The 22,631-nt window shown below is 35.3% G+C and carries 20 protein-coding genes; 17 read left to right on the top strand and 3 right to left on the bottom strand.

Annotation, left to right across the window (positions count from 1 at the left end; all coding sequences use genetic code 11):
- Positions 1-6 precede the first annotated feature (6 nt).
- Both RBQ61_RS11845 and RBQ61_RS11840 read left to right on the top strand, forming a co-directional pair.
- A complete protein-coding gene (locus RBQ61_RS11845) occupies positions 7-1,392 on the top strand; it encodes a V-type ATP synthase subunit B (protein WP_308137517.1) in 1,386 nt (461 codons plus the stop codon).
- A 2-nt stretch (positions 1,393-1,394) separates the two neighbouring features.
- Positions 1,395-2,009, top strand: a complete 615-nt coding sequence (locus tag RBQ61_RS11840) for a V-type ATP synthase subunit D (RefSeq protein WP_308137516.1) — start codon at positions 1,395-1,397, stop codon at positions 2,007-2,009.
- 53 nt (positions 2,010-2,062) lie between these two features.
- On the opposite strand, the gene RBQ61_RS11835 is transcribed toward RBQ61_RS11840, so the two are convergent.
- The gene (locus tag RBQ61_RS11835) at positions 2,063-2,971 is read right to left on the bottom strand and encodes a ribonuclease Z (RefSeq protein ID WP_308137515.1); all 909 of its coding nucleotides are present in this window, start codon (positions 2,969-2,971) and stop codon (positions 2,063-2,065) included.
- Between the two features lie 55 nt (positions 2,972-3,026).
- Positions 3,027-3,980 (bottom strand): hypothetical protein, encoded by a 954-nt coding sequence (locus tag RBQ61_RS11830; protein ID WP_308137514.1) that lies wholly within the window; start codon positions 3,978-3,980, stop codon positions 3,027-3,029.
- A 330-nt stretch (positions 3,981-4,310) separates the two neighbouring features.
- Here RBQ61_RS11830 and RBQ61_RS11825 point away from each other — a divergent pair, with 330 nt between their 5' ends.
- The 3 genes from RBQ61_RS11825 (at position 4,311) to iadA (ending at position 9,085) form a co-directional block, all read left to right on the top strand.
- Positions 4,311-6,323, top strand: coding sequence for a sigma 54-interacting transcriptional regulator (locus tag RBQ61_RS11825; protein WP_308137513.1), 2,013 nt, complete (start codon positions 4,311-4,313; stop codon positions 6,321-6,323).
- A gap of 179 nt (positions 6,324-6,502) precedes the next feature.
- Positions 6,503-7,939, top strand: a complete 1,437-nt coding sequence (gene nhaC, locus RBQ61_RS11820; RefSeq protein WP_308137512.1) for a Na+/H+ antiporter NhaC — start codon at positions 6,503-6,505, stop codon at positions 7,937-7,939.
- Between the two features lie 3 nt (positions 7,940-7,942).
- Positions 7,943-9,085, top strand: coding sequence for a beta-aspartyl-peptidase (iadA, locus tag RBQ61_RS11815; RefSeq protein ID WP_308137511.1), 1,143 nt, complete (start codon positions 7,943-7,945; stop codon positions 9,083-9,085).
- 56 nt (positions 9,086-9,141) lie between these two features.
- Here the strand turns inward: iadA and RBQ61_RS11810 are convergent, their stop codons facing one another.
- Entirely contained in the window at positions 9,142-10,350 is a 1,209-nt protein-coding gene (locus RBQ61_RS11810; RefSeq protein WP_308137510.1) for a nucleotidyltransferase, read from the bottom strand.
- 377 nt (positions 10,351-10,727) lie between these two features.
- On the opposite strand from RBQ61_RS11810, the gene RBQ61_RS11805 reads away from it, so the two are divergent.
- The 12 genes from RBQ61_RS11805 to smc all read left to right on the top strand — a co-directional run bounded on the left by RBQ61_RS11805 (position 10,728) and on the right by smc (position 22,581).
- Positions 10,728-11,522 (top strand): bifunctional 2-polyprenyl-6-hydroxyphenol methylase/3-demethylubiquinol 3-O-methyltransferase UbiG, encoded by a 795-nt coding sequence (locus RBQ61_RS11805; protein ID WP_308137509.1) that lies wholly within the window; start codon positions 10,728-10,730, stop codon positions 11,520-11,522.
- 204 nt (positions 11,523-11,726) lie between these two features.
- The gene (gene cobU / locus RBQ61_RS11800) at positions 11,727-12,320 is read left to right on the top strand and encodes a bifunctional adenosylcobinamide kinase/adenosylcobinamide-phosphate guanylyltransferase (RefSeq protein WP_308137508.1); all 594 of its coding nucleotides are present in this window, start codon (positions 11,727-11,729) and stop codon (positions 12,318-12,320) included.
- Positions 12,302-13,036 (top strand): adenosylcobinamide-GDP ribazoletransferase, encoded by a 735-nt coding sequence (cobS, locus tag RBQ61_RS11795; protein WP_308137507.1) that lies wholly within the window; start codon positions 12,302-12,304, stop codon positions 13,034-13,036. The genes cobU and cobS overlap by 19 nt, the downstream gene beginning before the upstream one ends.
- A 2-nt stretch (positions 13,037-13,038) precedes the next feature.
- Entirely contained in the window at positions 13,039-13,611 is a 573-nt protein-coding gene (locus RBQ61_RS11790) for a histidine phosphatase family protein (RefSeq protein ID WP_308137506.1), read from the top strand.
- A gap of 90 nt (positions 13,612-13,701) precedes the next feature.
- A complete protein-coding gene (locus RBQ61_RS11785) occupies positions 13,702-14,898 on the top strand; it encodes an acetate/propionate family kinase (RefSeq protein ID WP_308137505.1) in 1,197 nt (398 codons plus the stop codon).
- A gap of 74 nt (positions 14,899-14,972) precedes the next feature.
- On the top strand, positions 14,973-15,479 hold the full coding sequence (locus RBQ61_RS11780) for a DUF177 domain-containing protein (protein ID WP_308137504.1): 507 nt from the start codon (positions 14,973-14,975) through the stop codon (positions 15,477-15,479).
- A gap of 13 nt (positions 15,480-15,492) precedes the next feature.
- The gene (gene rpmF, locus RBQ61_RS11775; RefSeq protein WP_308137503.1) at positions 15,493-15,672 is read left to right on the top strand and encodes a 50S ribosomal protein L32; all 180 of its coding nucleotides are present in this window, start codon (positions 15,493-15,495) and stop codon (positions 15,670-15,672) included.
- Positions 15,673-15,861: 189 nt separating this feature from the next.
- Positions 15,862-16,860 carry a phosphate acyltransferase PlsX gene (gene plsX / locus RBQ61_RS11770; protein WP_308137502.1) on the top strand — a complete coding sequence of 333 codons (999 nt, stop codon included), beginning with the start codon at positions 15,862-15,864 and terminating at the stop codon, positions 16,858-16,860.
- Between the two features lie 5 nt (positions 16,861-16,865).
- Positions 16,866-17,105: an acyl carrier protein gene (gene acpP / locus RBQ61_RS11765; protein WP_308137501.1), complete on the top strand. Its 240-nt coding sequence runs from the start codon at positions 16,866-16,868 to the stop codon at positions 17,103-17,105.
- 121 nt (positions 17,106-17,226) lie between these two features.
- Entirely contained in the window at positions 17,227-17,940 is a 714-nt protein-coding gene (gene rnc, locus RBQ61_RS11760; RefSeq protein WP_308137500.1) for a ribonuclease III, read from the top strand.
- Entirely contained in the window at positions 17,933-19,012 is a 1,080-nt protein-coding gene (locus tag RBQ61_RS11755) for an elongator complex protein 3 (protein ID WP_308137499.1), read from the top strand. Before rnc ends, RBQ61_RS11755 begins: the two co-directional genes overlap by 8 nt.
- A gap of 2 nt (positions 19,013-19,014) precedes the next feature.
- Positions 19,015-22,581, top strand: coding sequence for a chromosome segregation protein SMC (smc, locus tag RBQ61_RS11750; protein ID WP_308137498.1), 3,567 nt, complete (start codon positions 19,015-19,017; stop codon positions 22,579-22,581).
- Positions 22,582-22,631: the final 50 nt, after the last annotated feature.

The following is a 22,631-nucleotide window of genomic DNA, read 5'->3' as shown; positions in this document are numbered from 1 at the left end:
GTTGAGATGAAAAAAGAATATTTAAAATTAGAAAAAATTGAAGGACCTTTGATAGTTCTTTCCGGTATTGAGGATGCTGCTTATGGTGAGGTTATAAACATCAAAGTAGGCAGTGAAAACACCAGGACAGGAAAGATAATAAAAATTGAAGGCGATAAAGTTATAGCTCAGGTTTTTGAAGGAACTGCAGGCATATCTACAGTTAATTCCTCCGTTAAATTTACCGGAGAACCATTGACAATACCACTTTCAAAGGATATTCTTGGAAGAACCTTTAACGGAGTAGGTGAGCCTATTGATGGTGCTTACCAGATTATATCAGCAGAAAAAGAAAATATAAACGGTAGACCTATCAATCCCGTAGCAAGAAGATATCCAAAGAACTTTATTCAGACAGGTTTTTCTGCAATAGATGCGCTTATGACTCTTATAAGAGGTCAGAAGCTTCCTATTTTCTCCGGAAACGGTATGGCTCACAACGATCTTGCTGCTCAGATAGTAAAGCAGGCAAAGATAAAAGGCGCCACAAGTGATAACTTTGCTGTTGTGTTCGGAGCTATGGGTGTAAGACATGACGATGCAGACTTCTTTAGAAAAAGCTTTGAAGCTGCAGGTGTTTTGGATCACGTTGCAATGTATATTAACACAGCAGACGACCCGATAATTGAAAGAATATCAGCACCTAGATGTGCTTTGACAGCTGCGGAGTATTTAGCATTTAAAAATAACATGCACGTTGTTGTAGTATTGACAGATATGACCAGTTATGCTGAGGCTCTTCGTGAAATATCTTCAGCAAGAGAAGAAGTGCCATCACGTAAAGGATATCCGGGATACTTGTATTCAGACCTTTCAACTATATATGAAAGAGCTGGTATGTTAAAGAGCTGCGAGGGTTCTATAACTCTTATTCCAATATTGTCAATGCCTAATGATGACATAACACATCCTATCCCTGACCTTACAGGCTTCATTACTGAAGGACAGATAGTTTTAAACAGGGAGCTTAACCTAAAAGGCGTATACCCACCAATTGATATTCTGCCTTCACTATCACGTCTTATGAAGGATGGTATAGGTGCAGAATTTACAAGAGAAGACCACGCTGATCTTCAAAGTCAGATTTATGCGTCATATTCAAAGGTTCAGGACATAAGAAGTTTGTCACAGATTATAGGCGAAGATGATTTAAGTGATATTGATAAGTTATATCTAGAATATGGTCGTGAGCTTGAAGGAAAATTCATTGCACAGGGCAAAAATGAGAACAGAAGCATTACAGAAACATTAGATTTAGGATGGCATATTTTATCTATTCTTCCTGTTGAAGAGCTTGATCGTGTTAAGACAGAATTAATAGAAAAATATTATGATTACGACAGGGAGAGATAGTTATGGCAGTATTGGTTGCACCAACTAAATCGAACCTGATTAAAGCAAAGTCATCTTTGGCTCTCTCCATAAAAGGATATGAGCTTTTAGATAAAAAAAGAAATGTTCTCATTAAGGAAATGATGGTTTTTGTAAATAAAGCAAGAACCATGCACAATGAAATTTATGTTGTTCTTAAGGAAGCATATGAATTCTTGCAAAAGGCTAATGTAACTTTGGGCGTTAAAAATGTTGAAGATATGTCATACAGCATTCCTGACGAGGCATCTTTTGACATATTGCTTAGAAGTGTTATGGGTATTGATATCCCTACAATTAAGCGTAATCAAAATGAATATTCCGGTCCTGCATATGGTTTTTATAGTTCAAATGAATCTCTTGACGAGGCAAGACATAAATTTCAAATTGTTAAGGAAAAAATATACGAAGTTGCGGAAATTGAAAATTCAATTTTTAAGCTTGCCAAGGAAATAGAAAAAACTAAGAAAAGAACAAATGCATTAAGATATGTGCAGATACCAAAATACAAGGAACAGGTAAAATATATTACCGAGGTTCTTGAAGAAAAAGAAAGAGAAGATTTTTTCAGATTGAAAAGATTGAAAGGCAAAATATAAATATAATGGCTGCCGCACTAATATTAGTGTGACAGCCTTATATTTTTATTATTTCATTCCGGCTTAAGTGTAACAGTCATAAGATCTTTGCCGATTTTCGTGTTAGGAAATATATTTGATGCATATCTTATGTATTCGCTGGGCTTTGTCATAGAGGGGCTGAAATGTGTAAGCCACATTTCTTTTACATTTGCTTTTTTGGCAATGGTTGCGGCTTCTGAGAATAACATATGCATTTTTTCAGTTGCATTTTTATACTGCTCATCATCGCCGTACATTCCTTCACATATAAATAAATCCGAGTTTTTTACAATATCTGCAATATGCTTAACCGGTCTGGTGTCCGTAGCATATGAAATTTTTAATGGAGTTCTTTTTTCACCCAGTACCATTTCAGGAGTAAAGGTGTCATTATCTATTTTTACGCTGCTCCCGTTATGAAGCATTTTCCAGAATTTAACCGGTATATTGAGTTTTTTTGCGGCTTCAGGTTGAAACCTGGGCTTTAATTTTAGCTCAAGGCTGTACCCCAGACAATTAATATGGTGCTTTAAGGGTATAGAAGTAATGTTAAAGCCTATCTGTTCAAATTCTTGAGGCCTTGTGTCATGCAGTTCGGCTATTCTTATTTCGTATGGAAGGTATCCGCAGACCACAAGAAGAGAATTAAGAAATTTTGCGCTGCCTCTCGGAGCGATAATTGTAAGCGGCTCCGTTCTACCTTGGTTTCCGATTGTAAGCAAAAGTCCAGGAAGACCTGCAATATGGTCAGCGTGACAGTGTGTAATTAGTATGGTTTCAATTTTATTCATACTCAGTCTGCCCTTGTGCAGGGAAATTTGTGTGCCCTCACCGCAGTCTATAAGAATTGATTTACCGTTGTATTCTATTAAGCAAGAGGACAGAAATCTGTCAGGAAGAGGAATCATTCCGCCTGTTCCGATTAGAGTAATATCTATCATTTCATCACCTGTGTTTTTTATATTATTATACCTATTATTTCGGTCAATATCAACATTAATATATGACAGCATACATTATGATAGAAAGAACGGCAGAAATAAGGCCGTGAATAAACCTGTAGAAAATGTAATTTTTAATTTCCAGATTAAATTCATTTGTTACCGCAACAGTTTGAAAAACCACTGACATGCCTGAAAAGCTGATTAGGAAGTTGATTATAAGCAGTTTAATTTCCAAAGGAACATAGCCGGACGAAGCTATTATGCTGCATCCATTGGTCACTTCCAATATACCCACAAGCACAGAGTGTATGATATCCTTTGCACCGATGCTGAGCGATATCATTTCAGCTGCTGAAGAAAGGTTTTTGTTTAAAAAACTTGAAAGCACAGAAAAAATAACTATTACGCCTCCTACAGATAGTATACCTGTTATGGCTTTAACCATTGCGGAACTGAATGCAGCATGAAAGGGAACCGTAGATACTACAACTTTTTTGGAGTGATCGGAAGAAGGATTATTTTTGATCAGCAGGCTGAGTATTATTGCTCCTAAAATATGGGGAACAGCTATGTATTTATATAAGTATAAATGTCCAAGCATGGAGAATGAAACCGCGCCTGCTATAAACTGAAAGCTGCAGTTATTTGTGAATACAGCCAAGTAATTGGCCTGCTTTTCATTTATCCTCTTGAAACCGGCCATAGAATTAACTGTCATGGCTCCTGAAGGATATCCTGATACAAAGCTTATAAAAAAAGGGATAAGTGCGTACTTGTTTTTCAGCAGCTTATTTGAAATGAAATCCATTTTTCCGAACAGGCTGTACAGGAAGTTGTATTGAAGAAGTATGTTTGACAATACCATCATGGGAAAAAGGTACGGAATAATATTGTTAACCCAAATTTTTAATCCGGTAAATACCCCATCAGAAACAGTAGCAGGTTCAACTATAAAAAAGCATATCATCAATAGAACCAGTATTGGAATAAAATTTCTCTTAAACATAATACAACCCCCATAACATATTTTATTTACACGTATGGGTCATTATGATATATATTTCAGACAAGATTTAATTATAATATATTATCTGCCTTGTTATATTTTTATTTCTTTGTTAAGGGTAAGGGTGAACAAAAAAATAGTATATAAGATATAGTAAAAAAGCACTGGAGATAGGAAAGGAATAAAAGATCCTGTGGTATTTCTCGTGTATTTATTTTATATTGTATAAATTAAGAATTTGTTATAATATTTACTTAAGACGAGGTAAGATTAGGATATATTAAAAAAAGATTGATTATATCATATACAGAAATAAAGGCGGTAAATGAGATGAAGAAAATTCTGATTATTAGCGAAGGCATAAATACAGGAACAATAATATCAAATCAGCTGAAAAACCTATTTGGCAAACGTGTAAATATAGAAAGTGTAATTGTATCAGAATTGAAATCGAAGAGACCTGAGGTTGATTTAGTTCTGTATACCAGCGCCCATTTCAAAAATAAGGCTTCAAGATATATAGATTCAAATATACCTTCACTGATTGCAAGAAGAATTATTAATCATAAGAACATAAAAGAAATAATAACCATTGACGAAAATAAAGACGTACTGTTTGTTAATGACAGCTACGAATCAACAAAAGAAGCTATCGAACAGCTTATTGAGCTTGGACTTGATCATGTAAGGTATAATCCGTATTATCCGGGATGTGCCGTATGCCCTGATTTGCAGATAACGATTGTCGCAGGAGAAAGTCAATTAGTTCCCTATAAACCAGAAAAACTGATTGACATAGGTTCAAGAATATTAGATATTCAATCGGTGCATGAAATAGCATCTGTTTTAAAAATTGAAAAACAAATAAATGATAGCCAAATAAAAGACTATATAAGAGATATAATTGATATTTCGAAAGAAATTGATGAAAGCAGAAAAGCTTATTGTGAATCTGAACAGAAGCTGCAGCTTATTGTAAACAATCTGGACTATGGAGTGTCATTCATTAACAGCGAAGGAACAATAATGAGTGCAAATTCCAAATTCGGATATATATTTGGACTTAAAACAAAAGATCTGCTTGCAAAAAATATATGTGACATGATAAATTTGGACTTATTTAGTATCAATGATTATGGAAAATTCGTATGCAGAATAGAAAATAGAGAAGTATCAGTTGAAATAAGGCAAGTTAATTTTTTAAAAAAATACGGCTATATAGTTTCAGCTAAGATTAATAAGGATTTATCGGCATCAGATGTAAAATACAATCAAAGAATTAATACATATGTTCAGAGGAATCTCCATAATTTTAATGATTATATTACAATCAATACAAATGTAATTGAGATGATCAGCAGGGCTCAGAAATTTTCTAGAAGTGACGGGACCGTACTGATAACGGGAGAAAACGGCACCGGCAAGGAAATACTAGCTCAGGCCATACATATGAATTCATACAGGAGCAGCAAAGCATTTGTTCCTATTAATATTGCAACTTTGACATCAAGCCTTGTTGAAGCGGAATTGTTTGGATATGAAGAAGGTACATTTACCGGCGCGATAAAGGGAGGGAGAATGGGAATATTTGAGATAGCAAATGGCGGTACTATATTTATTGATGAAATAGGAGATATTCCCATTGATATACAAACTAAACTGTTAAGAGTTTTGGAGGAAAAACGCATACGAAAAATCGGAGCTGCGGATGAATTGTCAGTAGATGTGAGAATTATTGCCGCAACAAATAAAAATATAATTGAACTGATAAAAGAAAATAAGTTTAGACAGGATTTATTTTACAGATTAAATATACTTCCTTTAGAAACAATCCCTTTACGCAGAAGAAGAGATGACGTGCAGCATCTTCTAAAGCATTTTATAAATATTAAATTATCAGATAAACAAATAACGTCTCTTAATGAATTTTTTGAAGAGGAGACCATAAGGTTTTTATTAGATTATCAATGGCCGGGCAATGTCAGAGAAATGTTAAATCTTATTGAATATCTGGCATTAATATATGAGGGCGAGAAAGCAGGAATGTCATTGCTGCACAGCTATATGCGCAATACTTTTAAAACAAACGACGTGTTTTTAGATTCATATTCCATATGGGTACTTAATTTGTTTGCCAAAAATGAAAATATGGCATTAGGAAGAATAAAAATTGCTGAAATGGCATCAGAACTAGATGAAAAAATAGGTGAAGGAAAAATTCGGAAAATATTGAAAGAATTAAAAGACAAACAGCTAATTGTTGAATATAAGAAACAGGGTTCAAGAATTACTGAAAAAGGTAAAAGAGTAATGGAAAAATATTCAGACCATAGTTGGTTATAATTAACCATGCTATGGTTTTTATCAGCCATCAAATTATACTGGGATAACAAAAACAGTCGGGCTAAAATGAAAAAATATCTGCAAACTAATGAAAATTAGTGATATGTATATATATATATTGCTTTGGCATAATAATTGCTAAATAATTTATAAATAAATATATAGGGAGATGAATATAAATGGATAAAAAAGAGAGGGTAAAGAAAAAACCAACATTTGTTCAAGCAGTTATGCCAATAGTTTTCATGATGGTTACATTAGTTATAGGGGTTGGCTATATGAAACTTAAAGCTGAGCCTATACTAATTTTAATTGCATTTTTAGCAGGCGGAATAGCTATTAGTCTGGGATATTCTTGGGATGAAATGCAAAAAGGAATAATTGAAAAAATATCAATGGCAATGCCTGCTATTCTAATTTTATGGAGTGTCGGTGCACTTATTGGTTCATGGATGTTTTCAGGTGTTATTCCAATGATTATTTACTACGGAGTAGAAATTATAAATCCTAAGTTTTTGCTGGTTACAGCATTTTTAATAACGGCAGTATTTTCTACTATAACTGGAACATCATGGGGTTCGGCAGGGACTATAGGAGTTGCTATTATGGGAATAGCAGGGGGCTTGGGAGTTTCTCTTCCAGCAACTGCAGGTGCGGTAGTAGCCGGATCATATTTTGGTGATAAATTATCACCGTTATCAGATACGACAAATTTAGCTCCTCTTGCAGCAGGAGCAACATTGTACGATCATATAAAACATATGCTTTATACAACTGTTCCAGCCACTATAGTGTCATTAACAGTATATTTTATTGCAGGATTAGGTACAAGTGGTGCAGGTAGTACCGCAGAAGCAGTAAGCTCGCTGCAGAACATTCTTAGCTCTATGTTTAATTGGAATATTATTTTGTTGATACCCGTGATTTTGATATTAGTGGGTTCATTCGTTAAATGGCCTACAATACCAACAATGCTGTGCAGTGCGTTGATTGCAGTACTAATAGGTATCATTATGCAGGGTTTTACTTTAAAGAATGGATTTATATCGCTTATTAGCGGGTTTAATGTTACAATGACAGGATATGAGGGAGAAGTAACAAAGGATGTGTTAACATTAATAAACAGAGGCGGTTCAGTATCCATGGCAGGAACCACAATATTGGTTTTTTGTGCTATGGGTTTTGCAGGAATTATGAGTGTAACAGGTATGTTGGATGTAGTTCTTGAAACAATCACAAAAAAGGTGAAGTCTACATCTGGAATTATAGTTTCAACAATTGCTTCTTGTTTTACCGTTGCATTTGTTACAGGTAATTCCTATTTATCTATTTTGCTTCCGGGGCAGTTATTTAGCTCAGTGTATGAAAAGTATAACCTGCAGGCAAAGAATTTATCAAGAACTTTGGAAGATTCAGGTACAGTATTGGTTCCTCTTGTTCCGTGGTCGGCAGCAGGTGCGTATATGACTGCCACATTGGGTGTTGACACTCTTGAATATCTGCCTTGGGCGGTAATGTGCTATATGGGAATTGTATTTGCCATAATTTTGGCATTCACGGGAATCGGTATTGCATATATAGACCCATCAAAGAAAAAAATTACTAAGGACGAATAAATTATGATATTAATAAAAAATATTGATATGTATACACCAAAAAGCATTGGGGTAAAAGACGTTTTAATTATCAATGATAAAATTGTACTGATAGAAGACAGCATACCTAAATTTAATGAAAAGTTAAAGGTAATTGATGGTACAGGGAATAAACTCATACCTGGATTTGTAGATAACCATGTTCATATAACAGGTGGCGGCGGAGAAGGAAGTTTTAAAACACGTGTTCCGGAAATCACATTGTCAAAGCTGATAGAATGTGGTACCACTACAGTAGTAGGTCTTCTAGGTACTGATTCTATAACTCGAAACGTTGAAAATTTAGTAGCAAAGGCTAAATCATTAAAGGAAGAGGGAATATCAGTTTATGCATTAACAGGTTCATACGGATATCCTTCTACTACGATTACAAGTTCAATAAAAAAGGACATTGCTTTCATTGATGAAATTATAGGTGTGAAAATAGCTTTATCCGATCACCGTTCACCAAGCATTTCATGTGATGAATTGGCAAGGCTGGCTTCAGATGCAAGAGTTGCCGGAATGATATCAGGAAAAGCAGGAATTGTTACTGCTCATATGGGTAATGGTGATGCTGGACTGAGATTAGTAAATGAAGTGCTTGAAAAAACTGAAATACCTGTTAAAGTAATAAGGCCAACCCATGTAAACAGGAAAAGAGAACTGCTTCTTGAATCCTTTGATTATGCCAAAAAAGGTGGAATAATAGATTTAACATGCGGAATGTCAGATGAAATGTCTCCTTCAAATGTAATTATACAAGCTGAGAAAATGGGTGTGCCACTTGAAAATATAACCGTGAGTTCTGATGGATACGGAAGCTGGTCAAATTATGACTCGGCAGGAAACATATTAGAAATAGGTGTTTCGTCCGTAAGCAGTCTTTACAATGAATTTAAAAATATGGTTAGTAATTTAAATTTCAGCATTGAAGACGCATTGCCTTTCTTTACCACAAATGTATCTAAGGCGCTAGAAATATATCCTAAAAAAGGGGTAGTTTGTGAAAACTCAGATGCAGATGTGCTGATTGTAAATAAAGAAATGGATATAGTATCAGTAATAGCAAAAGGAAGATTAATGCTTGACAATGGAAAAATCATGGTTAAAGGAACCTATGAATAAAATGTAGAAAATGCCTGCACTGCTAAGATGAAGCCTTAGCGGTACAGGCATATTTTTTATATTTTCACGTATATGGAATTTTTCGTATATTCAAAATTGGCTTTTCTGTTTTTCAAAGGAATGTTGTAAATATCTGTTGCTCTTGATGTAAGGCGGAAGAGACGCATTTCGTCATCAGATAAATTATGTTTTTTATAGTCAGAATACCTGTTGATAATAATGGTTCCGCTTTTTTTTGCTTCTTTGATAATCATTCTACCGGTGTCGTTAAATGCAAGCACTTTTATATAGTTTGTATTTGAATACATAAAATGTTTTATGTCTACATAGGTAATCCCCAGCAATATATTCAAAAGCATTCTTCTTAATCTGGAATATGTGTATCTCTTTGACTTCAGAGACATGATTAAATCATCTATGTTTTCATGCAAGAAAACATTTGAATATATTTTGTTGTTAAGCCCCTCAGAAACTTCATAAATTTTATTCAGCCCTTCAGGCCCCAGTTGAATAATTCTGTAATATAGAATCTCCAGATAATTGTCGAGACTGTTTAGTTTTTCATGATTATTATAAAACATGTCAATCATTTCTCTGCTTTTCGGAGTTACCGATACATTAGCACCCTGTGATTTTAAAATTGCTTTTCTTATGGCGGTGGCACTGTCGTAGCTGCCTGTTGATCTAAAATCATTATGACCCTTACCAATGCGTTCTATGGGAATGTATTTCCAGCCTGTATTCTGTTTAATTGAACTTTTAATGTATTCTATGCCTAGAACATTATTTGGACTGGATGCATGAATAGAAGCCTGCTCTCCCAAAAATGAGCATATTGTATTTGACAGTGCCTTTGGATAGGACATCCCTTTTTTTATTTCGCACTTAAGCTCATTGTTAAACTCAGCATCCAGTTGAACTGAAGCTGTTTTTTCTAACAATTTAATATCCGTGCATTCACAGCCGAAGCTAAGGTTGCTGACAGGTAACTTTTTCAATTCTCTGACTGCAGCCATGGCAAACATTTCTGCATTTTGAAAGGAAAAAGGCATGGGGAGTTCTATAACCAAATCAGCTCCTCCATGTACTGCTGCCTCGGCTCGCTTGAATTTATCTATAATGGCAGGCTCACCGCGCTGGACGTAGTTTCCGCTCATAACAACAGCAGTCCCGTCACAGGATGATAATTCCCTGGCTTTTTTTAACTGATATTCGTGACCTGTGTGAAATGGATTATATTCTGCAACAATACCTGTAATTTTCATAACTTCACCACATATTTTTATATTTTATATAATAATAACTATACTTCCGTATATTGTCAAATATTATTGATATTATTGGATTGTTAGTTTATAATTTAATAAAAGTTAATTAACTTATAAAGAAAAAGGTATGATAGGGAATTGAAATTTTATTAGTTGTATTAAATAGCGTTACAGTCTTGTGTTTATCCTTTATGTAAAACAGCAAGATTCGGAAGAACTTTATCTTATATTTGAGCCAATGCTAGAAAAGCAAAAATGCGTATTGAAGGGTAATTAATAAAAAGGTATTTTATTTATATATGAAACACCTAAAAATCAATATATTAGGTAAAGTTCCGGTAAAGGAGCAAATTTTTTATAATATGGAGGTTATTATGTCTAATGAAACGAACAAGATGACACAAGAAAAATTAGCAAAATCTTTAACTGCAGAAAGTATTGAATTATTACCATTTTTGCCATATCTTTTACAGGACATATGGGAGTTGGGAAGCAGTCCGGACGATATGATTTATCTTATCAAAAAACATATGATTTTAAATGAAAATACAAAATTTTTGGATTTGGCATGCGGTAAAGGTGCTGTTAGTATTAAAATTGCAAAAGAATTTAATGTAAAAATAAAGGGTATTGACATTGTTCCTGAATTTATTAATTATGCTCATAAAAAAGCCACGGATATGGGAGTTGCTTCTTTATGTCAATTTTCGATCGGAAACATATATCAGGCTATTACAGGGGAAAGAGATAATGATTGTGTTATTTATGGGGCAGTCGGTGATGTACTCGGCACACCTGAAGATGTAATTTTAAAATTAAAGGATACGCTTAAAACCAATGGTTTTATAATATATGATGATGCTTATTTAAAAGATGCAGAAACTAAAAATATAAAATTTGAACATGATTACTTAACTTATCAGCAATGGATGTCAGTTTTCGATAAAACCGGTGTAAAGCTTGTCGATAGAATTGTCTCCGGCTTGGATGAAGAGAATGTAAATGATGAAAATACCAGGCTTATTTCTATTCGAGCTGATGAATTGAGCGTTGAATATCCTGAAAAAAGAAAGCTGTTTGATAGTTATGTGCAAAGTCAAATAAATGAATGTGACGATCTGGAGAATAGCATTGTTGGAATAACTTGGTTGTTAGAAGTTAAGAAGTAGTATATGTATATTGTGTTGTCTTAATGAACTAAGTGATTTTAAATACAGCATCTGAGCTTATTAAAATTACCAAAATAGTGCTATCATCCTTATACGGATTAACCGTAAGCTGTATTTGATATATGAAGATTTTTCTTTGATTTTTTATCAATAGGTGATATAATATTTAAGGCTTATTCAAAAATAGTAGGAATTGGTGATAAAATGAGCGTAACTTTTGTAATAGGCGGTGCCAGAAGCGGAAAAAGCACATTTGCAGAACAAAAGGCAAAAGAATACAGCGATAAGGTTGTTTATCTGGCTACGTCGGTTATAACGGATCAGGCTATGGAAGACAGAGTGAGAAAGCATAGGGAGCAGAGGCCGAAGTCATGGAGCACTATCGAAATGTATTCAAACTTCGGCGAACTTATAAAATTCAAGAAATTTGAAGAGTGTGAAGTGATTTTAATTGACTGCATTACTACTTTGATCGGTAATTTTATGTTTGACAGTAAAATTGATTTTGACAGCTGCAAGGCATCCCAGGTAAATGATCTTGAAAAAAGAATAACACTGGAGGTCTTGAATTTAATAAAGGTGTGCAATGATCATAACAAAAAACTGATAATAGTGTCCAATGAAACAGGAATGGGAGTAGTGCCTTCCTACTATATGGGTAATTATTTCAGAGATATGAGCGGCAGAATCAATAGAGAAATTGCAGAAAAATCCGATTTCATGTATTTTATTTTTTCAGGCATACCTATTAAACTTAAATCAAGGGGTGAAGCTGTAAAATGGGAACCGGATTTTTAACTTTAATATCTTTTTTTACAAGGATACCAGTAGGAAAGAGAATTGAATATAAAGAGGAAAATTTTAAAAAGGCGCTGAGCCTTTATACTTTGATTGGGGCAGTTATAGGGCTGTTCTTAGGAATGATACATGTGATTTTAGGCTATACATATATTTTATTGCTTAAAGGTCTGGTGCTTACCGTTGCGTATATAACAGTGACAGGAGGCATACATTTGGATGGAGCTGCAGATACATCCGATGGAATATTTTCCGGTAGAACAGGCGGAAAAATCTTTGAAATAATGAGTGATTCACATATAGGTGCCTTTGGTGTCATAAGTCTTATAATAATTATTTTTTCCCAGATTTTATTATTCTCCTATACGGATATCTATACATGTTTTATGATGCCTGTGGTTGGAAGAGCTTCAGTAATAACAGCATCATGGAATAAAAAATACGCAAAAAAAACAAAGGGAATGGGTACTTTGTTCATAGAGTCTATAAGCACGAAAGTTCTTGTTATAAATCTAACGATATTGATATTTCTGGGCATTCTTTTGCCGGGCAGGATGATTATTCTTACAGCTTGTTTTGCTTCTATCGTGGCATCCTATTTTATATCATGCCGAATTGAGGACAAAATAGGAGGCATGACCGGAGATACATGCGGCTTTATAGCAGAGGTTAGTCAAGTAATATTTATGATATTGGTACTTTTTTTACAGGGATAATTATGATATACTTAGTGCGCCACGGAGAATCAGAGGCAAATATAAATAAAAAATTCTGCGGAATTACGGATGTTAAGCTGTCCTTACGCGGAAAAGAACAAGCTGCTCTTGCAGGCAGAAGATTAAAACATGAAAATATATCAAATATTTATGCAAGTCCGCTAATAAGGGCTAGTATTACCGCAAAAATTATCGGCAGTGAAATTGGTTTTGAGGAAAGTAAAATAAAAACGGAGAGATGCCTTGCAGAGGTCAATTTCGGCTTGTTCGAGAATATGACATGGGAGGAAATAACAGCATCCTATGTTAAAGAAGCCGAAGACTGGATGGCAGTGCAGCATAAATTTAAATTTCCTCAAGGTGAAAGTTACACAGATATTATTGCAAGAATTTCGGAATTTATTGATAATGTTCCTGATAATTCACTTATAGTAACGCATTTCGGAGTGATACAAGCTGTGCTTTTATACCTTGGAATCGCAGATGATACAAATTTGTGGGACTTTATAATATCGAACTGTGACATTTTGGTATTAAACAACAGAAAATTTGTAAGAATAGTAAAGTGCAGTTAAAATTAATGGACAGCGTGCGCGCTGACCGCAACAGAGTTTTAAAATCTAAGAGATTTTATATAACAATATAATTAACTATGGAGGACAAACATGAATGTATTAGTAATTAACTGTGGCAGCTCATCATTAAAATATCAGTTGATAAACATGAATGATGAAAGTGTATTAGCTAAAGGCCTGGTTGAAAGAATAGGAATTGAAGGTAGTGTTTTAAAACATGAAAAAACAGGTCTGGACAAGGTTGTTATCAAGGAAGTATTAAAAAACCATAAAGATGCTATCAACCTTGTGCTGAAAGCTCTTGTAGATCCTGAGCATGGCGCAGTTAAATCATTGGATGAGGTAGATGCTGTAGGACACAGAGTTGTTCACGGCGGAGAAAAGTTTGCCGACTCAGTATTAATTAATGACGAAGTTATTAAAGCTATGAAGGAATGCATTCCTCTCGCGCCTTTACATAATCCGCCAAACATAATCGGTATAGAAGCATGCAAGGAATTACTGCCGACAGTACCTATGGTAGGAGTATTCGATACTGCTTTCCATCAGACAATGCCGGCTGAAGCATATATATATCCACTTCCATACGAGCTTTATGAAGATCTTGCTATAAGAAGATATGGATTCCACGGAACTTCACACAAATATGTAACAGAAAGAGTTGCTGCATTGACTGGAAAAAGCTTGGAAGGCACTAAAGTAATTACATGCCACTTAGGAAACGGAGCAAGTTTAACTGCTGTTAAAGACGGTAAATCAGTTGACACAAGCATGGGAATGACTCCTCTTGAAGGCTTGGTAATGGGAACAAGATGCGGAGATATAGACCCTGCTATAGTTACATTCTTAATGAACAACAAGAACATGACTGCAGAGCAGGTTGATAATTTAATGAATAAAAAATCAGGAGTTCTTGGAATTTCTGGAGTAAGCAGTGATTTCCGAGATATAGAATCAGCTGCATCAGAAGGAAATAAAAGAGCACAGCTTGCATTAGAAAAATTCGATTACACTGTTAGAAAGTATATAGGCTCATATGCTGCTGCTATGGGTGGAGTAGATGTGTTAGTTTTCACAGCAGGATTAGGTGAAAATTCAGCTTCTAACAGACAAGAAATTTGTAAAGGTCTTGAATTCCTCGGAATTGAAATTGATGAAGAAAAGAACAACATAAGAGGAAAAGAAGTTGAAATATCAAAAGACGGAGCAAAAGTAAAGGTATTTGTTATACCTACAAATGAAGAGTTAATGATAGCAAGAGATACAAAAGCACTTGCAGAAAAATAAACTGTAAAATTAATTGCTTGACAAAATATTTTTTTTCTCATATAATTAACTCTGCGAATAAAAAGGGTGGTATTATGTTAATTCGAATAAATAAGTTTTTATCGTCTAATCAGATTTCATTTAAAGTAAATGAAAACTTTGTAATAGATGACGAAGATTTTTTGTCAAAAACACATCTTCATAAGGATATAAACTTCATCGGTGATATTTTCAAAGTTGATGAGAATGTCGTTTTAAATGGGACAATAAAGTATACATTTGATGATGAATGCGCAAGATGTCTTGTTCCTTTTGACAATACAGTTGAAACAAAGTTTGAAGCAGTATTAACGAATCAGGTTGATGAAGATGATAGCGAATCTGATGAGATTATGTTGCACGTAACTGATGGATGTGTTGACCTAGAAGAAACCATAAAACAAATGATTTATTTATCTATGCCTATGAAATCTTTGTGTAAAAATGATTGCAAAGGCATATGCCCGAATTGCGGAGTTAATTTAAATATTGAAAAATGTAAATGTGAAGACAACATAACAGATCCGCGGTTTGATAAATTAAAAGACCTGTTAAAGGATTAAGGAGGTGTTATAAATGGCAGTACCTAAGAGAAAAACTTCCAAAGCTAGAAGAGATAGAAGAAGAACAGCAAAATCAAGATTAACAGCCCCAAATTTAATTGAGTGTCCGCAGTGTCATGAAACAAAGCTTCCTCACAGAGTGTGTGCAGCTTGCGGATATTATGACGGTAAAGAAGTTATAAGCGTTGAATAATTGAAATGATACTTATATAGCTTTATATTGGAAAAAGAGATAAAAAGTAGTGCTGAGGCACTATTTTTTTATTGCAAATTACAATGCTCTAAGTTATACTAGTCTATGTAAAAATAAGAAGCGCCGAATTTTACATTTATTTCCGCGCCGGGTTATTTTTTAGAGCAAATTCGAAAAAGAGGTGTTGTAATGAGGATTGCTGTAGATGCAATGGGAGGCGATAATGCTCCTGAAGCCATAGTGAGGGGAGCTGTAAATGCCAGAGATGAATACAATGTCAGTATTATTTTTTCAGGCAAAGAAACTGAAATAAAAAGAGAGCTTGAAAAAAATACTTCTGATTTTGATAATATAGAAATAATTAATGCTGAAGAAGTAATCAGCAATGATGATAAACCTGTAATGGCCCTGAGACGCAAAAAAGATTCTTCACTTGTGAAGGCCTTAAATGCTGTCAAGAGCAAAGAAGCAGATGCAATAGTATCGGCGGGCAGCACAGGAGCATTGTTAGCCGGAGCAACATTGATCGCAGGAAGAATCAAAGGAATTGAAAGACCTGCAATAGGTTCCTTAATTCCCAATATGAACGGTGGATTTGCACTGTTAATAGACTCGGGGGCCAATGTGGATTCTAAGCCCGAATTTCTTTATGATTTTGCAATTATGGGAGATATATATTTAAAGAAGGTATTTGACCTTAAATCTCCGAGAATAGCTCTTGCCAATATAGGAACTGAAAAAACGAAAGGCGATAAGCTTACGCTGGAAACTTACAGCCTTTTGGAGAATACAGCACTGCCGTTAAATTTTACAGGCAACATAGAGGCTAGAGAAATACTTCACGGAAAAGCGGATATAATAGTTTGTGACGGATTTGTTGGAAATATGATTTTAAAGACCCTTGAAGGAACCGTATTGGAGCTTATGAAGGGTATAAAAAACGAACTCATGTCCTCGACAAGAACTAAAATAGGTGCAGCTCTTATTAAGCCAGCATTACTTAAATTTAAAAGCAAATTGGATTATTCCGAGCACGGCGGAGCCCCCATACTGGGAGTGAAGGAAACAGTTGTCAAAGCTCATGGCAGCTCAGATGACAAGGCATTTAAGAATGCCATACGCCAGGCAAAAATTTGTTTTGAAAATAATGTAAATGAATTAATAGAAGAAAGCATAATGAGGAGGTGATTAACATGTTTGAAAAAATCAGGAATATTGTGGCAGAAAAAGTAGGTGTTGATCCGGAAGAAATAGCGATGGACACATCTTTTGCCGACGATTTAGAAGCAGATTCAATAACACTGTTTGAACTGGTGATGGCATTGGAAGATGAATTTGACATTGAAATTGATGATGAAAGCATAGAAAAAATAACTACAGTAGGAGATATAGTTAATTACTTAGAAGAAAACATTGATATGCAAGAGCATTAATAAATAATCCAGGGACGCAGAGATGCGTCCTGTATATTAAAATTACAATACTATAGTTACTTATTATATTTATGAAAGCGTTCATAGGCATAATAAGGAATTACAGTATGCAGGAGGAACCGTGATAATAGATATTAAAGAATTGAAAGAATTCGAGAACATAATCAACTATAAGTTTGATAACATAGATATTTTGGAAAAATCCCTTACCCACAGTTCATATTCCAATGAGGATAAATCTTACAACAAAGTAAATAATGAAAGACTGGAATTTTTAGGAGATGCTGTTTTAAGCATTACTGTAAGTCGCTTCATATTTGACAAATTTCCGGATTATCCCGAGGGAGAACTAACAAAGCTGAGATCTCAGGTTGTGTGTGAGGACACGCTGAGCTTAGTTGCAGCCGAATTAAATGTGGGCAAGTATCTTTTGCTGGGCAGAGGAGAAGAATCTTCGGGAGGAAGAGAGAGAAAGTCCATTCTAGCAGATGCAGTTGAAGCAATAATAGCGGCAATCTATATAGATGGAGGCTACAGAAAAGCAGAAACCTTTGTACTTGCGAATCTTACTAAGTATATACAGCTTGCAGTTAAGGGAAAAATTGTAACGGATTTTAAGTCTTACCTTCAAGAGTATTACCAAAGCCACACGCAAAGCTGCAAAATACGCTATGTGGTAACTAAGGAAGAAGGCCCGGATCACGAAAAGATGTTCCATGTAAACGTGCTTGTAAACAAAACCGTTGTTGGAAAGGGAGCAGGGAAAAGCAAGAAGCTGGCTGAGCAGGATGCCGCAAAAAATGCGCTTAAGGCAGATGGTCAGTTAGATGAGTAATAAGATGAAAATCATACCTGTGTTTGTTCCTCACATAGGCTGCCCAAACGATTGTGTGTTCTGCAACCAGAAAAGAATTACCGGGATGGGAACTGTTTCGGCAAACGCGGAGTATGTAAGAAGCATAGTAGAAGAGTACAGAAAAACAATAGATGAACATACTTATACGGAACTTGCTTTTTTTGGCGGTTCATTTACGGCAATAGACCTCCGTGTGCAGGAGGAACTGTTGAAGGTGGGAAAGCATTACAAGGACTTAGGTGTTGTTAAAAGCATAAGATGCTCCACAAGGCCGGATGCAATTACTCCTGACATATTAGAACTTCAAAAAAAATACGGCATGGATATAATAGAGCTTGGAATACAAAGCCTAGATGATGAAGTGCTCAAATTATCAAACAGAGGGCATACGTCTGAAGATTCGGTTAAGGCCAGTGCTCTGATAAAAGAATACGGATTTGTTCTGGGGCATCAGATTATGCCTGGACTTCCGGGAAGCAGCAGTGATAAGGATAAAAGGACAGGCGTTGATTCAATAGCGATGAAACCTGATATGGTGAGAATTTACCCCACACTGACAATAAAAGATACTGCACTTCTGGATATGTACAGGGAAGGAATCTACAAGCCGCTCACTGTTAAAGAAGCTGTAGAAATCTCAGCATATTTGTACAGCAATTATTCAGTAAATAATATAGATGTTATACGTATAGGTCTGCAGAATACGGATTCCATAAATGAGGGTGAAGATGTTGTGGCAGGTCCGTTTCATCCTGCCTTCAGGCAGCTGGTAGAGGAACAGCTGTACCTGTCTTCTATAATTCCAATTTTAGAAGGATGCAATCTTAATGGTAAAGATATTACCGTTGCAGCGAACAAAAAGCTGGTAAGCAGCATTGCAGGACAGAAAAAAGCAAACATAAGAATTTTGAAAGAAAGATACGGAATAAGCTCAGTAAGGTTTAAAAATTCAGAGGATGACAATTTGATAGAAATATATGCAGATAAACGTAAGCTGGGAAGCTTTGAGAAAAAAGACATATTTAAAAACTATCTTGCGCACCGGGGGTAAAAATGTATTTAAAAAAGGTTTATATAAACGGGTTTAAATCCTTTGCAGAAAAAACTGAAATAATTGTTGAAAAAGGTATTACAGCTGTGGTAGGCCCAAATGGAAGCGGAAAAAGCAATATATCGGATGCTGTTAAATGGGTTTTGGGAGAACAAAGCGCAAAATCGCTGCGAGGCGGCAAAATGGACGATATAATTTTTGCCGGAACCGAAAAAAGGCTGCCCTTAGGATACGCTGAGGTTAACCTTATTTTTGACAACGAATCAGGTGACATTCCCCTTGAATACAAGGAAGTAAGCATAAAAAGGAAGCTTTACAAAACTGGTGAGAGCGAATACTACATAAATAAACAGCAGTGCAGGCTAAAAGACGTGAAAGAACTGTTCATGGATACGGGAATAGGAAGCGAAGGATATTCATTCATAGGGCAGGGCCGCGTGGAAGATATACTGAGCCCTAACTCGGACACAAGGAGAAAGGTATTTGAGGAAGCTTCGGGAATAGTTAAGTACAAGACCAGAAAAGAAGAATCAGAAAGAAAGCTTGCAAAAACTTCGGACAACCTTGATAGGGTCGAGGACATAGTCCATGAGCTGGAGGAACGCATTCTTCCGCTTTCGGAGCAAAGCATTAAGGCAAGGAAATACATAGAGCTGAAAGAAAGCTTAAAGCAATTTGAGCTGAATTATCTTGCGCATGAATTTGAAAAGCACAGCGAACAGCTTAAAGGATTGCAAAACCAGAGAAGCATTGCTATTGAGCAGAAAATAAATATGCAGAAAAAGCGGGATGCTCTTCAGGAGCAAATCGCTAAACAAAAAGAATTAATTACGGAAATGCAGAGTGAAATAAAGGCTTTAGAATCGAGCAAAGATTCAAAAAGTAAGGAGTATGATGACTGCCAGAGCCTTTGCCGTGTTCATAAGGAGAAAAAGCTCTTATATGAAAGCAACATTGACAATGTAAAGACAGAAATATCTGAGATAGAAAAAAGAAGTTCAGAACTTTCAGAAAATTCTGCCAAGCTGGCAGAAGAGAAAAAACTTCTTGAAGATAGTTTGCATAACGACATGGAAAAATTTAATTCCATGAATGAAGAAATACAGTCATACAAAAATGAGATAGATAAAATAATTCAAAGCATAGAAAAGCAGAAAACAGAGCTGTTTGAGCTGCATAAGGAAATTAACGGCTTAAACAGCCGCAGAAGCACAATAGAGTCCTTCATTTTAAATGACAATGAACGAATAGAAAATTTCCTTTCAGAAATATCATCAGAAGAAGATGAAAAACAAGGCATGCTTGAAACAATCAGGTTAACTGAATCTGAACAGTCGAAAATTTCTGAAGAAATATCAGAAAAAAAGCTAATGCTTGAAAATGCTGAAAAAAATCTTGGCGAATCTGAAACTGATAAAGAAAAGCTTGCGTCGGATATAAGTAAAATAAATGAAAATATAAGCAGCTACAAGTCCAAGATGAACGTTCTGTCAAATATGGAATCCTACTATGACGGATATTATAAGAGCATTAAGACCGTTATGAACAATAAGAAGAAAGTACCCGTGCTAAGCTCTGTGCTTGGAACGGTGGCAGACATAATTAAGACTGAAAAGCGGTTTGAAACTGCGGTTGAAGTGGCATTGGGCTCATCCATTCAGAATATAATTGTAAACACAGGTAAAGAAGCTGAAGATATAATTGAATACCTAAAAAAGAACAAAATAGGAAGAGTGACATTCCTGCCTATAAACAACCTCCAGCAAAGAAGTCTGAATAAATCAGAAAGGGAAATTTTAGAGGACGATCATGTTATTAACACCGGCGACATGCTTGTAAAAACAGAAGCTAAATTCCAGCCGGTAATCAAACATCTCCTTGGAAGAATTCTGATAGTCGATAACTTAAATAACGGATTTAAGATTTCTAAACGCATGGGAAACTCCATAAAAATAGTTACACTTCAGGGTGATGTTATAAATGCAGGAGGATCTGTTACCGGAGGGCACATAAGCAATAATCAAAACTTCCTTGGAAGAAAAAGAGAGATAGAAGAATGCAGACAGATGATTGTAAAAGAATCCTCACTGTTAAAGGAAAATATCAGTGAGCACGACAGACTGCTGGCAGATATAAAGAGGTTAAATGTATCGATTTCTGAAATTAAAGGCGATATAAGCGACAAAAACAACAGTTTGAGAATGAATATTTCAAAAATTGAAATGCTAAGAGAGCAGGCAGGGAAGACAACTGCAGCAATAAAGAGATATTCAGAAGAAATGAAGTATATAGAAGAAGAAAAAGAAAAATATGAGAATGACCTGCGAGATATAACCCGGCAGACAGAGAGCTTGAAGGTTCTTGTAAAGGAAAAGGAAAGCAGCATTGAACAGACTGTAACATTAAATGATGCAAATAAAACCAAGTATGAGGAATACAACGATATTATACTTAAGCAGAGAGATTCCGTGACCGGAATAACTCAGGAAATCAAGCTTAAAGAAGAAAAAATCAATAATATTGAAGCAGAAATTATAAGAAACAAGGAATCAAGATTTACAAAAGAGGAAAACCTGAAAAATATTTTAAATGAGATAAATTCAGCGGAATCAGCCGTGCAAGAATATAGCCAAAAAGCTGATGGGCTGTCAAAAGAAATAAGTGTATTATCAGAAAACTTCACAAAGAAAAAAGAAAGCTTGGAAAGACTGCAGAACGAAATTTATGAGTACCAGAATAAAATAAATGATGCAAACAAGGCGATCACTGATATACTTGATGATGAGAATAAAATGAATGTCAGAATAGAAAGAGAGACATCAAAGACCGAGGAAATTACTGCAAAACTATGGGAAGACTATGAGCTGAACTATGCAATGGCGTTGAAATACAAGGATGACAGCATAAGTCAAACCAAGATTTACAGCGAGGTAAATTCTTTGAAAAGGTCAATCAAGAATCTTGGAAATGTGAACCTTGATTCTATAGAAGAATATGAGGAAGTCAAGGAAAGATACGATTTTCTGAAAAGCCAGCAAAAAGATTTGTCAGATGCAAAAGAGCAGCTTAACCAGGTTATAAAAGAGCTGGAAAATCAGATGAGAGATAGATTTGCAGAAGAATTTGCAAATATAAGAATTAAGTTTAATGATGTGTTCAAAAAACTCTTTAACGGTGGAAATGGAGACGTGTATCTGGAGGATGAAGCAGATGCTCTGAACAGCAACATTGAAATAGCAGTGCAGCCTCCGGGCAAAAAATTGAGCAAAATTTCACTTCTTTCCGGAGGAGAAAAGTCCCTGACAGCCATAGCACTTTTGTTTGCCATTTTAAAGACGAAGCCGACGCCGTTCTGTGTTCTTGACGAAATAGAAGCGGCTTTGGACGATGCTAATATAAACAGATTTGCACAGTATCTCAAGGAGTTTTCGGAAGGAACACAGTTTATAGTAATAACTCACAGAAAAGGAACTATGGAGTGTGCAGATACACTTTACGGTGCCACAATGGAAGAAAAGGGAGTTACAAAGCTTGTATCCATGAAACTGTCGGACGCGGTTTATGAGTAAACTGCTTAATGTCTCAAACGTTTCATGTGATTAATAAAACAATTGGAGGA

Source organism: Sedimentibacter sp. MB35-C1 (assembly GCF_030913635.1).
GTDB lineage: Bacteria > Bacillota > Clostridia > Tissierellales > Sedimentibacteraceae > Sedimentibacter.
Note: the sequence above shows the minus strand (reverse complement) of the source record. Positions and strands in the feature narration are given on the sequence as shown.